At 65.0% G+C, this 14,541-nt stretch carries 11 protein-coding genes; 1 reads left to right on the plus strand and 10 read right to left on the minus strand.

Going from position 1 to position 14,541, the window contains the following annotated elements; all coding sequences use genetic code 11:
* Positions 1-67 precede the first annotated feature (67 nt).
* From GGR61_RS02375 to GGR61_RS02415, 9 genes are all read right to left on the minus strand, one after another.
* On the minus strand, positions 68-2,026 hold the full coding sequence (locus GGR61_RS02375) for a response regulator (RefSeq protein ID WP_184620330.1): 1,959 nt from the start codon (positions 2,024-2,026) through the stop codon (positions 68-70).
* Entirely contained in the window at positions 2,016-2,891 is an 876-nt protein-coding gene (locus GGR61_RS02380) for an ATP-binding protein (protein WP_184620331.1), read from the minus strand. The genes GGR61_RS02375 and GGR61_RS02380 overlap by 11 nt, the downstream gene beginning before the upstream one ends.
* Complete coding sequence (locus tag GGR61_RS02385) at positions 2,888-3,898, minus strand: ATP-binding protein (protein ID WP_184620332.1); 1,011 nt, start codon at positions 3,896-3,898, stop codon at positions 2,888-2,890. Before GGR61_RS02385 ends, GGR61_RS02380 begins: the two co-directional genes overlap by 4 nt.
* Positions 3,889-4,284: an ATP-binding protein gene (locus GGR61_RS02390; RefSeq protein ID WP_184408704.1), complete on the minus strand. Its 396-nt coding sequence runs from the start codon at positions 4,282-4,284 to the stop codon at positions 3,889-3,891. The genes GGR61_RS02385 and GGR61_RS02390 overlap by 10 nt, the downstream gene beginning before the upstream one ends.
* Entirely contained in the window at positions 4,281-4,643 is a 363-nt protein-coding gene (locus tag GGR61_RS02395) for an STAS domain-containing protein (protein ID WP_184408705.1), read from the minus strand. Before GGR61_RS02395 ends, GGR61_RS02390 begins: the two co-directional genes overlap by 4 nt.
* 1 nt (position 4,644) lies before the next feature.
* Positions 4,645-5,487: an STAS domain-containing protein gene (locus GGR61_RS02400; RefSeq protein ID WP_184620333.1), complete on the minus strand. Its 843-nt coding sequence runs from the start codon at positions 5,485-5,487 to the stop codon at positions 4,645-4,647.
* A gap of 721 nt (positions 5,488-6,208) precedes the next feature.
* Complete coding sequence (locus GGR61_RS02405; protein ID WP_184620334.1) at positions 6,209-8,533, minus strand: hypothetical protein; 2,325 nt, start codon at positions 8,531-8,533, stop codon at positions 6,209-6,211.
* A gap of 24 nt (positions 8,534-8,557) precedes the next feature.
* Positions 8,558-10,426 carry an ATP-binding protein gene (locus tag GGR61_RS02410; RefSeq protein WP_184620335.1) on the minus strand — a complete coding sequence of 623 codons (1,869 nt, stop codon included), beginning with the start codon at positions 10,424-10,426 and terminating at the stop codon, positions 8,558-8,560.
* Positions 10,427-10,641: 215 nt separating this feature from the next.
* Positions 10,642-11,997, minus strand: coding sequence for a helix-turn-helix transcriptional regulator (locus tag GGR61_RS02415; RefSeq protein WP_184408761.1), 1,356 nt, complete (start codon positions 11,995-11,997; stop codon positions 10,642-10,644).
* A gap of 886 nt (positions 11,998-12,883) precedes the next feature.
* On the opposite strand from GGR61_RS02415, the gene GGR61_RS02420 reads away from it, so the two are divergent.
* Complete coding sequence (locus tag GGR61_RS02420) at positions 12,884-13,669, plus strand: response regulator transcription factor (RefSeq protein ID WP_184408709.1); 786 nt, start codon at positions 12,884-12,886, stop codon at positions 13,667-13,669.
* 232 nt (positions 13,670-13,901) lie between these two features.
* On the opposite strand, the gene GGR61_RS02425 is transcribed toward GGR61_RS02420, so the two are convergent.
* Entirely contained in the window at positions 13,902-14,288 is a 387-nt protein-coding gene (locus GGR61_RS02425) for a DUF805 domain-containing protein (protein WP_184620336.1), read from the minus strand.
* Between the last annotated feature and the right edge of the window lie 253 nt (positions 14,289-14,541).

Here is a 14,541-nt window from a genome sequence, read left to right on the forward strand (position 1 = left end):
CGCAAGGACATCGTGATCGCACGATACGGCGGCATTCGCCGCTGGCGCGCATGGGCATCGACGCGCCCTACGCGCGGGTGGCCAACACGCTGCTATCGAGCATCTGCCCGACCATGTTGAGCAGATCGTTGAGACTGAAGGGCTTGGGCAACAGCGCCATGCCTTCGGCCAGGAATTCCTGGCGGGTGGCGGCGCTTTCGGCGTAGCCGGTGATGAACAGGATCGGCAGGCCCGGCCGCAGCGCGCGCGCCACATCGGCCATGTCGCGCCCGTTCATGCCAGGCAGGCCGACGTCGGACACCACCAGGTCCACCTCCACGCCGGCACGCAATTGATTCAGCGCGCCATTGGCATCCTCGGCTTCGATCACGTGGTAGCCGGCATCGCTGAGTACCTCGCTCACCATGATGCGCACCACATCGGTGTCGTCCACCAGCAGGATGCGCTCGTTGCGCGGGCGCTGCGCGCTTGGTGCCGGCGCCAGCGGCAACTCGCTTGCAGCCAGCCCGCGCGGCAACAGCAAGGTCACCGTCGTGCCGCGCCCCACGGTGCTGGCGATGCGTGCGGTGCCGCCGGACTGGCGCGCGAACCCGTAGGTCATCGACAAACCCAGGCCGGTGCCTTCGCCGATCGGCTTGGTAGTGAAAAACGGCTCGAATACCTGATTGAGGATCGCCGCCTCGATGCCGCTACCGTTGTCGATCACGTTCACTGCCACGTAGTCGCCATCGTCCAGCTCCGAATCGTCGAGCGCGGTATAGGCCGCGCTCTGGATGCGGATGGTGCCCTGCCCCTTCAATGCATCGCGCGCATTGATCACCAGATTGAGCACCACGTTTTCGAGCTGGTTGGCATCGGCCACCGCGACCAACGGCGTGTCTGCCAGGTCGAGTTCCAGCACGATGTTTTCGCCGATCGAGCGGTGCAGCATGTCTTCCAGCGAGCGCACACGCTGATTGACGTCGAAAGGCTGCGCATCCAGCGATTGCTTACGCGCAAACGCGAGCATGCGCTGGGTCAACGCGGCGGCGCGATGCGCCGAGCCGGTGGCGATTTCCGCCAGCCGCGGCACCCGCTCGATGCGGTTGGATTCCACCGCCAGCTGGATCATGTCCAGCCCGGAAATGATGCTGGTCAGCAAGTTGTTGAAGTCGTGCGCGATACCGCCGGTGAGCTTGCCCAGCGCCTCCATCTTCTGCGCCTGCAGCAACTGGATTTCGGTGCGCTGGCGCTCGGCGATCTGGTGGGCCAGCTCGCTGGTGGCGGTGTCCAGTTCCTGGCGCTGCTCGCGCTCGCGCAGGCGCTGCTCGGTAACGTCCTCCACCAGCAGCAAGCCCAGGTCCGGCTCGCGATACGGCGACACGCGCCACTCGGTTTCGCACACCTTGCCATCGCGCAGGATCGACAACGCACCGCTCCAGCGCGCGCGTTGCGCCAGCGCGTTGGTCAGCGCGAGCACGGTGGCGGCCTGGTCCACCCCAGGCACGGCGATCGCTTCGCCCGGCGTCGCGGTGCCGATCAGGCGCTGGAACGCCGCATTGGCTTGATGCGTATGCAGGCTGGCATCCACCACCGCGATCGGCGCACTGATGTGCTCGAAGATCTCGCGGAAGCGTGCCTCGCTGATGCGCAAGGCCTCTTCGGCCTGGCGCGCGCGCAACAGGGTGCGCAGCGTGGCGACCAGCACGCTGGGATCGACCGGATGAATCAGGTAGGCATCGGCGCCGGCCTCCAGGCCGGTGATCATGTCACCAGTGGCGATCGATGCGGCCGACACATGCACCACCGGCAGCAACGCGGTACGCGGCGCGTCACGCAGCGTGCGCACGATGTCGAAGCCGCTCATGTCTGGCAGGTTGACGTCCAGCACCACTGCGGAAAACGCCTGCGTGGCCAGTTTGGCCAGCCCGTCGGTGCCGGTGCCGGCTTCTTCGACCTCGAACTGGTGATGTTCGAGCACGCGCCGCACCGAATACCGTGTCACCGCGTTGTCGTCGACCACCAGAATGCGATGACTACTGCCCACGTGCGTCCTCCGGCGCCAGTTTCACCGGCAGCACCACGAAAAATTCCGATCCCTGCCCGACCACGCTTTCGATCCCCACCCGCCCGCCGAGCAATTCGGCGAACCGCTTGCAGATCGACAGCCCCAGGCCGGTACCGGTGAGGCGTTTCTGCAGCGGCGAGTCCACCTGTACGAAATCCTCGAACAAGGCCTCGTGAAGCTCGGCCGGAATGCCGATGCCGGTGTCCTGCACGCTGAAGCGCACCTGGTCGACGCCTTCCAGCTGCGCGAACACGCGCACATGGCCTTGTGGGGTGAACTTGAGCGCGTTGGAGATGAAGTTGCGCAGGATCTGCGCCAACTTCTTGTCGTCGGTGTAGAGCATCGGCAGAACGGGTGGATCTTCGAAGATCAAGCTGGTGCTGCCGGTATCGGTGAGCGGACGAAACATGCCGCGCAACGCCGCAAACAGGTCCATCAGATCGAACCAACCCGGCGAGATGGTGATGCGGCCAGCCTCGATCTTGGCCAGATCCAGCAGGTCGTCGACCATCTCGGTGAGTTCGCGCGCCGAGGCGCTGACAAAGCGCACCTGCTTGGACTGCTCGGCATTGAGCGGCCCGTCCATGCCGTCTTCGAGCAGCCGGGTGATGCTCAGGATCGAACTGAGCGGGGTGCGGAACTCGTGGCTCATGTACGACAGAAACCGGCTCTTGAGCTCGGACACATCGCGCAGCTGCTCGGCCTGCTGGTCGAGCTCGGCATACAGCGCCAGCACGCCCTGGTTGGTTTCTTCCAACTCTTCGCGCAGGGCCTGATTCTGTTGCCGCAGTGCATCCAGTTCGGCCATCGGATCGATGGCAGGTGCGTCGCCGGACGTCTTCATTGCACGCCTCCCAAGCGCATCACAAACACACCGCAATCGTCGCGGCCGCGCGTGTAATCGCGCAACAGCACCGCCGCCACGAGACGTGCATGGCGCGACAGCAGGCCCGGATGATCGCGCAGATTCCAGCGCGACTGCAGGCCGTCGCTATGCATCACCAGCAGTTTACCGGCCGCCTGCGGGAAATCGAACGGCTGCGCCTTGCGGAACTGCACGCCGACAATGCCTGGGTGCGAGGGCATGCCGCGCACGCCATCGCCATCGCACAACGAGGCGACGATATTGCCGACACCGGCAAACCGTACCTGCCCGATGCTGCTGTCGAACTGCATCACTGCCGCCGCACCGCCCCGTGTGCCGGACATACCGGCATGCAGCTGGGCGATGCGCTCGCCGGGCGCGCCGCCGGCCTTGGCTGCGGCGCGGGTGCCGGCATCGGCAGCCTCGGCCGCACCGGGCCCATGGCCCAGGCCGTCGATCACGGTCACGCTCGTCCGCTGCTCGCCGATCGCCAGATGCCAGGCATCGCCACATACCACTTCGTTGTGCATCGGCACGCGCAGGGCGCCATACGGCAGGTCCAGTTCGGCGCGTTGCTGGGCGAACAGTCGCGCCATCACGATCGCACCCTTGGCATCGGAATAGGCGTCCAGCACCTGCGCCTGGCGCTTGATCGCGCCCAGCCCGGTGCCTGGCGTGCCGGCGGTGGAATAGCCATCGCGCAGACCGTTCTCGAGCGCGAACCCCGGACCGTTGTCGATGGCGCAGATCTCTACCCCCATGCCCTCGCGCGTGGCCACCGCCGACAGCTGCAGGCAGCCGCCACCGCCATGCTTGACCAGGTTGGTGGCAAGCTCGGTGGCAACCAGCGCGACGCGGCCGCAGGCGGATTCATCGAAGGTCAGGATCTGCGCCAACGCGACCGCCTCGCGACGTGCCTGGCCGACCTGGCTGGTTTCGTCGACACGAAACGCACGTGTGACCTCGCCAGCGACGTTCACTTCCATTTGGTGATGGTGATGCGCGTGCCCTTGCCGGCTGCAGTGTCCAGGACGAAGTCATCCACCAGCCGACGGCTGCCGGACAGGCCCAACCCCAGTCCACTGCCGGAGGTCCAGCCATCGGTGAGTGCCAGATCCAGATTGGGGATGCCTGGACCTTCGTCGCGGAAGGTCAGCTGCACGCCCTTGCGGATGCCGCTTTCCACCATTGCCCAATCCATGTCGCCGCCACCGCCGTAGATCACGGTGTTCCGCGCCAGTTCGCTGGCGGCGGTCACCAGTTTGGTCTGGTCGACCAGACGCAAGCCGCACTGCACCACCAGCTTGCGCACCACCTGCCGGGCCAGCACCACATCCTGTTCGGTGCGTACCGGTTGCGAGCCGGTCGTCATGGAGCGCGATCGGGTTGCTGCAGCAGACGCATGCCGCGCTCCACATCGAGTGCGGTGCGCACCGATGGCAAGGTCAGGCCCAACTCGACCAAGGTGATCGCCACCGCCGGCTGCATGCCCACCACCACCGTTTTCGCATCCATGACCGCCGCCAGCCCGGAAATGGTGCTGATCATGCGGCCAATAAACGAGTCGACGATATCCAGCCCGGAAATATCGATCAGCACGCCACGCGCGGAGATGGCGCTGATCTTTTCCGACAGGTCTTCCTGCAGGGTCAACGCGAGCTGGTCGTGCATGTCCACCTGGATGGTGACCAGCAACAGATCGCCCATCCGCAGAATCGGGATGCGCTCCATGTCAGCTCGCCTTGCTCACGGCCACGCCAATGCGCTTGAGTGCCAGCGCCAGCGCATCGGACAGGTTGGCCTTGGTGACGATGCCCTGCAGGTCCAGCCCCAGATGCACGATGGTCTGCGCAATCTGCGGGCGTACGCCGCTGATGATGGCATCGGCGCCCATCAGGCGGATCGCGGTGACCGTCTTGAGCAAGTGCTGGGCGACCAGCGTGTCCACGGTCGGCACGCCGGTGATGTCGATGATGGCGATCTCCGAACCGGTATCGACAATGCGCTGCAGCAGCGACTCCATCACCACCTGGGTGCGCTGCGAATCCAGCGTGCCGATCATCGGCAGCGCCAGCACCCCGTCCCACAGCTTCACCACCGGGGTGGACAGCTCCAGCATTTCTTCCTGCTGACGCACGATGATTTCTTCGCGGGTCTTCTGGAATGCCTTGACGGTGTAAAGGCCCAGTCGGTCCAGCAACTCCGACAGCGCCCACAGCTGCTGGCCCAGGTCCTCCGGCGTATCGGCATATTCGCGCTGCACCAGCGCGAACAACACCCGCTTGAGCGAGAAGATGAAGTTGGCGGTTTCCTGCGAATCGAAGCCACGAGTGGCGCGGTCGCGCGACAGGTTCTCCAGGAAGCGACGGACCTCGCTCCAGTCGGCACTGTCCAGGCTGCTGCTGCCGTCCTTCAACGCGGCGGCCAGCAAACTCAGAAATTGCGCACTCTGGGTTTCGACTTCCTGCCGGGAAATACGCGCGTCGCTGCCCAGGCTGGCGTCCAGCCACGCAGTCAACAACGCACCTTCCTGGCCACGAATCGCATCAATCGAGCGCTGCTGCAATGCCACCATGAGATCACCCGCCGAAATAAAATTAATGAGAAGGCTGGGCATGCGGGCCGAACTGCGCCCCTTGATCGGCGCGGCGCCCCCACGCCGATGCGAAGCAGAGTAAAGCAATTCAGATTCAGCAACCAGCGGCCAAACCTGTAGCAGTCAGAGGCTGCCGCCCAGCGCAGTGTGACATTGCCGCGCACGCGTCGAACGTGAGCCGGTCCACGCCTGGGCAGATGCGCGTCATTGCATGTCGCGCTGGCTGGGAATCCGCACGGCGGGCCCGACCACCGCAGGGGGCTCGGGTGCAGCGTGTGCGTTGCGGCGGATCACCGCGCTGCTGCGGCGCGCGCTTGCCAGCTACCGGATCACCCCGCTGCACGGCTCTCAAATCGCGGCATCACCGCCATGGCGGTGAACTCGCAGCGTCAACGCCGGCAACGCGGCATTTCTTATCTCAGCAGCCGCTAAGAGTGGGAGCGCGGCGGCACAGCCGGGGGCGAGACCACGTGCCGGCATGCAGGCCGCCGCCGAGCCTTGTCTGTTCGGATTTCTGTCAGGCTGGGTGTGGAGAGCCGACGTGCTTGCAGCGCAGACCAGGCCTTGCAACACATCACTGGTCGCCACCGCCGCCTGAGCGTCTGGCATGCAGGCCATGCATGCCGATCCCGAATATCCAATCACTGATCCCGGCGACAACCGCATCGACAGCGGCTGCACGCAGGCATCGATTGCCGCCTTACAGCCGATATCGCTCCACCGCGTCCAGATGCGGCTGCGTGTCCTGATCGCAGGCTTCGGCCAGGCGTAACCAGCACATCGGATGCGGCCACTGCGCGGTTGCGGCAAGCAAGGCGCGGTGCAATTCCAGCGCAGCGACCGTTTCCGGCAAGGCCACCGTGAACAACACGCCGGGCAGGCCCGAACCCGCGTCTTCGGCATCGAACGCATCCGGCTGTTGCGGGTCGGTCACGCGGTAGTCGTCACGACTATGCAGCCACAGCGTCCAGCCACGCGCTTCGATGTCTTCGCGCAAGGCATCGATCGCCTGCTCACCAGGATGCACGCCATCCACCAGCCAGCTGTTGCCGTAGCCGCCGGGCTGCAGCACATGCACTTGCGCATAGGTCGGCACGAAGCGCTCGCGCTCGGCCTCATCCTCCGGCGGCGGATAGAGCAATTCGGCATCGAACACGACCCAATCGCGGACATGCTGACGTCGATGGGCGGGGGCGTTTTCGACGATACGCGCAGTCACCGGGCCGGTGCGGCGGGCATAGTATTCGGCCATCTCGCCGTCGTCCACGCAACGTACGATCACCCAGCCCCAGTTTTCCTCGACCACGCCGCTGGTACTGCTCAGCTCCATCCCGATCGCCTGCGCCGACGCACGCACCGCATCCCAGTCCTGCGCAGCACTGGCGGCGGTCATGTGATCCCAGTACGCAGCGCGCGGTTCCTCCATCGACGCGATCAGCTGCTGCTGCACGGCGGCGGCCTCGGCAAACCGGCCGGTGTTGAGATACATGCGCGCCAGCAGGCCACGCGCGCCATGCGAGCCAGGCGACAGTTCCAGCAACGCGACGCAGGCCTGCTCCAACGCCGGCCAATCGGCCAGGCGCTGCGCCAGCTGGGCATCGCACCACAGCGCCGCCACCGGCACCAACGGACGATACAGCTGCGCCAGGCGACGCATGCCGGCATCGTCGCCGCTGCCCAGCAGCAGATTCATCAGCCGGAAGGTCGGGCTGGTTTCGCGATCGGCATGCCGTTGCACGAATGCCCACAGCAGCGTGATCGCTTCATCGTCCGCAGCGCAGGCGCTCAGGGCCGACGCGGTCGCATCCACCAGGTCGGCATCGTCCGGCTGCTCGGCCACTGCGTGCAGCAACCACTGCGCCTCGCGCTCCGGGTCACGCACCACGTCGTCGGCCTGCCCGTCCAGCCATTCCAGCAATTGCGCGGTCGGCACCGGCGCCGGCTCGCCGGCCGGTGCGGTGTCGATGCGCACGGCCAACCGCTCCAGCAACTGCGTCGCACCACGGTCCTGCTGCAACTTGGGCAGATGCGCACGCGCTAGCGCCAGATGCCGGCGCGCGGTCCAGACCGCGCCGCGCTGCAGTGCAAGGTCGACCGCCATCTCGGCGGTGTCGATCAGGATGCGGTGGGCACCAACCTGCGCGTAATGGTCGAGCATCACCTGCAAGCGGCTGCCCAGCAGCCAGTTGTTGCGCTCCGGTGCATGCGATACCAGCACCACCACCGCACGCAACCAATGCATACGATAACGCGGCGCGACCTCACGCCACGGCAGAAAGGCTTCCAGGGCTTCTTCGTCGCGATGGAGCAGCGCCAATGCGCGCGCCTTTTGCAGGCGACGCGGCTGACTGCAGTTGGCCCACTCGGCACCCTCGCGCGCGGCCTCGCGTTCGCGCTCTTCCACCAGCGCCAGCGCTTCTTCTGCGCGGCCGAGCGCCAGCAGGATCGAGATGCGCATGTCCGGCACACCGTCATAGATCTGGCCGCCGTGCGCAACGATGGTCTGCGCCTGCTGGTCCAGATAACTCAGCGCCGCCTCGCCGCGCCCGTCATCGAGCAGTGCGTCGGCCTTCTCGCAACTCAGGCACTGGAAGCACGACCAACTCGGGTCGATGCGGCCCAACGTTTCTTCGCAAACCTCGATGCGTTCCTGCACCCAGCCGGGACCGTCGATATTGGCGTAGCACGCGGCCAGATCCTGGGTGACGCATACCGATTGCGGGCACTCCACCGCATCGGCCCGGTGTGCGCGTTCGAACAACGCCACCGCATCGCCCAGCGCACGCTCGCCTTCGCACAGGTTGCCGACCCGGTTGCGCATTTCCCAATGCCCGACGAACACCTCCAGCCACGGATTGGCCAGCGTCTTGCCCAGCGCACGCGCTTCCGGCAGCAACGCTTCGGCGCGTTCGATCTGCAGATCGCAGATATGGTCGGTCAGGCGCGTCAGCAATTGCGCGTTCTGCGGCTGGCCGGCCTGGCCGAGATCGTCCTGCAGCTTTTCTACCCAGTTCCAGATTTCCATGCAGTTGTTCCTTCGATGCAGCGCTCAGCGCGCCAGCAGTTGGGTCACGGCCTCGGCGAGATCGCCGAAGGCCTTGTTGAGATCGCCGCCACCGGATTCGCTGCCGCCGGGCTGCGGTTGCGTACGCCCCTGCGCCGACACGATCACCTTGAGCGAGCGCAGCAAGCGCGCCGCCACCGCCGCCTGCGCATTGCCGGCGCGCTGTGCGGCCAGCAACGCCTGCAGCGCCGGGTTATCCAGATTGAGATACAGCCGCTGGGTCTGGCGCGCCTCGATGCGTGCGGTGAACTGCCGCGCCAGACGCAACGCAGCGGTGGACACGCGCTTGTCGTTCTCGTCCTGCTCCAGGCGCCGTTTGAGTTCGGCCTCGCGGTCGGGCACCACCACCAGCGGCAACGCCTCCGGGCTGAAACGCGCCGGCACCAGCGCTTCGCCGTCGCCCAGGTGCTGTTCCAGCCAGGCCAGCTCGTCGGCCGGCAACGTGTCCAGCCGGAACAGCTGCCGGTTGCCTTGCTCGGTGCCCAGTTCGACCAGGCGCACGCCCTTGGCCTGCGCCCAACGACGCAGGAACGGCACCACCGCATAGCGGTTTCCGTAGGCCACCGGCACGCCCATCGCGCGGAACAGCATCTCTTCGAAGCCACCGTCGCTATCCAGGATCACGTGGACCGCACCGCGTGCCGGCAACTGCTGTGCAGGCAGGTCGCCCTGCGAGGTCGGTACGCGTACATGCTCCATCAGCAACGCGAACAAGCGCTCGTCGCACAGCGCCGCGCCCAGCAATGCTTCGTTGTGGCGAAGCAGGATGCGGCGCCACGCCTCGGGCTGCTGACGCGCCACATCGGCCAGACCTTGCACCAAGGCCTCGGACAGCGTGTGCTGCACCGAGCTGTAGGTCGTATCGCGCTGCAGATCCTCGCGACTTGCGGTCGGCGTCAAACGATTGGATTCGATCACGCCACCGATGAAACCTGCCCACGGCGGCAGCAGTTCGCGCGCGTTGTCGTCCAGCAACATGCCGCGCAGGAACACCGACAGGTTGCGGTTGTCGCTGGTGCCGTAGGTCGCCCCATCCTGTACCCAGAGCAAGCCGACCGCGTCGCTGTCCTCTCCCGCCTGCACCGGCATGCAGCACAGCGGTTCGAAGTTGCGCTCGAAGCGCGCAGCGAACTCGCGTTGACGGCGCCAGGCCTGCACCGGATGCAACGGCACCGCATCGTTGACGCGCCACGGCGGCGGCTCGGGATTGATGGGCTGTGTATCGGCGCCGATCCAGATCGGCTCGCGCAGCAACGCGCAATAGCGCGACAGGATCTCGCGCAGCCGCCCTTCCTGGGCCAGCGACAGATAGTCGTTGTGCAGTTCCAGCACCACTTCGGTGCCGACCTGCGCGCGCGCGGCGATCGGGGTCACCGTGTACTGTTCGGCATTGCTGGAGACGTAGCAATGACCCAGCGTTGGCGTCTGGTAGGAAGTAGTGCGCACGGTGACGCGGCGGGCCAGCACGAAGGCCGACAGAAAGCCCAGGCCGAACATCCCGATCAGGCCGCTGTCCTCATGCCCGCCCTGACGCAGCCCGCGCGTATAGCCCACGCCCACGGTGGCCAGGTAGTCGTGGATTTCCTGCTGGGTCAGCCCGGCGCCGGTATCGACGATCCGCACGATGCCCTGGGCGGGGTCGGCATGCACGTCGATGCGTGCCTGGTCCTGCCAGTCGGGCTGTTCCAGCCGGCGACGCAGGATCGAATCGTGTGCGTTTTGCACCAGTTCGCGCAGCGCGACCACCGGGGTGGAATACAGGTGTTTGCTGAGCACGGACATCAGCCCGTTGAGATCGACGCCAGCGCGGCGGATCTGGGAGGCGTCCGTCGCCTCGAAGGTGTGATCTTGCATGATCTTGTCGTTTCCTTGGCGGCCACGCCCGTCCTCGGACGTGCCTTCCTGGGTGGCAATGCGAGCCGGAGAGCATAGCCGCAAGGCCTCTCGCGCGCACGCCTGCACCACCGCTGCGCTTGCACTGCGTACAGCCGAAAACTGCTATGCCAGCGCATCGGAAACAACCCGTCACGGCCCCCGTCATCTCCGGGCCGTGACGTGCAGCGCAGCGCTCAGCGCTGCAAGGTTTGCATCGGTGCTTCGTTGAAATGCTGGCGATAGCCCTTGGCCAGCGCCGAACGGCTACCCACGCCCCAGCGACTCGCCGCCTGCAGCACACTGCCGCATCCGCCCTCGGCCAGCAGCTCGTCGCGGATACTCTGCATCCGGTACCGCCGCAGCACCTGAGTCGGCGACAGACCGGTGGCGGACTTGAACGCCTGCTGCAACGCGCGTCCGGTGACGCCAACCTGTGCTGCCACTTCGTTGATCGACAGATCCGAGCGATGCGCGTTGGCGATCATGTAGGTGTAGGCACGCCGGTACTTGGCCGGCAGGCGCGCGGAGATATCGTCGCTGACATGCGACGGCGTGCCGCTTTCGAGCAAGCGCGGCGCCTGCACCTCGCTACGCAGGCATTGCACTGCGCCCAACGCGTAGCGGTTGTACAGCAACAGCGCCTGCTCGGTCTTGCCCAACGCCTGGCTGATCTTGGCCTGGCAGTATTCGAACTCCAGATTCCAGCGTGGCGCGTGATGCCGGCCGGCGCCTGCCAGCGCACGCTCGGCCAGATCGGCCCGCCCCACCGCCAGCGCCGCCAGCGCCAACTCCACCTGCGCATCCTGCCGGGCGCACGGCGGGCAACCGGTCGCTGCGGCCGGCAACGCATCGATCTGCGCATCGAAACCGAAGGTGTCGCCGCCGGCAATGCGCAGCAGGTTGCGCACATGCCGCATGCGTTGCGCGAGTACCGGCATGCTCTCGGCAAGATCGGCAATGCAGGCGCGCAGCTCGTTGGGCTCGAACGCATGCACCGCCTCTTCCTGGCGCAGCGTGGCCTGCCAGAACACGTGATCGCTCATGCGCTCGCTGCGACGGATACGCAGTTGCGCAAGCATGTCCAGGCGCAGTGCGGTGGCGATGCGCAGCCATTCGGTGGCGCCACTATCCAGCTCGCCAAGCGCTTCATGCGCGCGCTCCAGGGTTTGCAACGCGAGCGTGCTCTGGCCCAGATGGAAATGCGTCAACGCCATGCCGAGCAGGCTTTCGCCGCACAGGCAGGCCGGTGTTTGCCGGTCCATCGCCAGCTGCACGAAGCAGTTCAGCGCAGCACTCAAGCGCCGCTGACTCAGCATCAGCCAGGCGGTGTTGCGACACGACAACAGGCGTAGTTGTCGCTGATGGCCCCGCATCGCCTTCAAGGCTTGGCGATACGCGTCTTCGGCATCTTCCTGATATTCGAGGATCAACAGTGCATCGCCACTGGCGCCGAGCAGGCTGACTTCATCCTCGGCAGCATCCTGCGCTATCTGTCCGTCCCGGCGTTGTTGAAGATGTTGCAGACCTTGCGGCCAGGCACCAACCAGCATCCTGCTTGTGTAGGTAGGAAGACGGTCTGCGTACGACAACGCAGAGATCGCCGAAAAATAGGTTGAAAGGATCATGCCGGGCTCTCTCGTAGGGATGAGCTAAAAAAACAACAAATGCGCCGAACCTGCTGGCGCAAACGATTGTATGCAGCGCATCCAACGGAATTTCTTACTCGCAGGCATCAAGAAATTCAAAAAACCTCACTCTGTTCCGCACTGCCCGCGCGGTGCATTCCGCATATGCAGAGCACTTCTGGCATACCGCCAACGGTGTCGTGGACAGGACATCGCAAGCCAGGCGAAGACGCACGCAAGACAGCGTCGCAGGCAACACGGCCTTATTTGCAGCCGTGCGATGTCCCAGAACGCCCGGCAGCCCAAGGCATTGGCGCGTGCCATCGCATGTCTCGGCGATGGCCGCGTGGTCGCTCCGGTTGGTGCGATGCAATGGTTGCGACGCCACCGCAGTGCACCGACAAACGATCGACATATTCCATCCGCACCGCCTGCAATATACCAATCGTAATAGGTCGACCTCGATCTGCGCGATTAAGTGCGCAAATTCAGCCAGGCCATACGCAGCCCGAAATGTCGTAATCCCGTTATTTGAAGCCGGTGCGTGCAGGCGATGTCGGAACTTTGTTAGGACTATATGAGCGCGCGCTAAAGCCAGCCCTCGCAAACCCGAAGAAAAGTCCGCAGCAGTGAAACTTTGCAGCTTTGCAATGGTACATACCATTGCTCCGATCTGGGTCGGATTCCCCTGGTAGCAGAACGGTATGGCAATGCGCTCATCGAGATATGCAGAATTCCTTGTGGCCACCGCTGACGGCGATAGACACCAAACGTCCACGGGCGGCGTGCGCTGCTGCGGGAAGGCCGGCTGATGCACGGCAATCCTCCCGGCAAGCAAGGGTCTGCTTTCCTGTTGACGCAGGACGCGCTTCTGGCATCGCAGGTCAATGCCAGCCTCGGATCGCTGGCGCCGATGTTTGCGGTGTTTTCCGACGAGCTGGAGCTTCTGCGTTCGCTGCGGCACTCGCCGTGCGAGCTGCTGGTGTTCGATGCGACCTGTGTCGCCTCCAATGACAGCTCGTTACTGGCCTGGCAGCGCTGCCACTGCGGCCAGCCCACCCCCTTGATCGTGCTGGGGCGTTTCGATTGCGCCGACGACATCCTGGCCTGGTACCGCGCCGGCGCACACGATGTGCTCGCCCTGCCGTTCAATCCACACGAGTTGCATGTGCGTGCAGCGCTGGCGCTTTCGCCGGCAGCCCAGGCATGCCCCGAATCCCGGCAACTCAGTGTCGGCCCTTATCAATTGATCCGCGAGGACAACACCGTCTACCTGCATGGCAAGCCGATTGCCTTGACCGCGCGCGAATTTTCGATCGCCTGGCTGCTGTTTTCCAGCCCTGGCGTGTGCTTTCGTCGCTGCCAGTTGGCCAAGGCGGTATGGGGCAGCCACACCGAATTTACCGACCGCACCATGGAACAGCACATCTACAAGCTGCGCAAGAAACTGCAGCTAAGCAGTCACAGCAGTGCGGTGCGTATCCGAACCATCTATTCGCACGGCTACAAACTGGAGCTGGCCTTGCAGGACAAGGAGACATCGGCACCTGGCAAGGCAGGAAACCCGGCAATCGTCCATCATGCCGCCGCCTGCTGACCAAGCGAGCGCGGAGCAGAACGCCTGGAGAGAACCGCAGCACGGCTGCGTGCCCGTTGCGGCACATCGATGAGGTGTCAATTGGCGGTACGGCAGCAATCGGCTCCGATCAGGAGCGATATCCCTCAACGCTGACCGTCGCCCACCTCTTCGCCCGCAAAGCCATGCCGCATAAACGACAACGGCGCAGGAATCGACCTGCGCCGTCGTGCGATCGATTGGTGCGGAACCGTTACTGCTTGGGGTTCTCGCCGTACTCGTTCGGGCCTGGCGTGCCTTCCATGCACATGAACACCAGCACGATCAAAGCGCCGACGCAAGGCACCAGGTTGATCAGGTAGAACCAGCCAGACTTACCCTGGTCATGGAAGCGACGCACGGTCACCGCAATGGCCGGCACGATCAATGCCAGGCCAACGATCAGCATGACGGCAAGCACCAGCCACGCCACCACGCCCGGACCATTGTCGCCGCCCATCAACGCCGCTGCGATGGCGAAAATGCCACCCAGCACCAGAAAAATGATCGCCTGCAACAACGCGAACATCCAGTATTCCTTGCGACGCGAGCGACCAGTGAAGTCGGCATAGCGCTTGAGCGGCAGCAACATCCATTCCATTGTGATTCTCCTGAAAACGGGGCGTGAGCGGTCTCTGTGATCCGCTGCACAGCGCAACGGGCCGCGCATGGTGCCATAGCGGCAGCGCGGTGAAAACGTTTTCTGCGGGGAAAAACGTAGATCGCCGGGTGCTATCCGATAAACGGCCTGCGACCAGTCAGCCCAAGCAAGCACCGCAGCTGGGCGGGCCGGACCCACCCGCAGCACCCAGACCTGGCGCGACGGCAACGACCGGCTGCCCCTTGCCCGCACA

The organism is Xanthomonas sp. 3058 (assembly GCF_014199765.1).
Taxonomy (GTDB): Bacteria; Pseudomonadota; Gammaproteobacteria; order Xanthomonadales; family Xanthomonadaceae; genus Xanthomonas; species Xanthomonas campestris_B.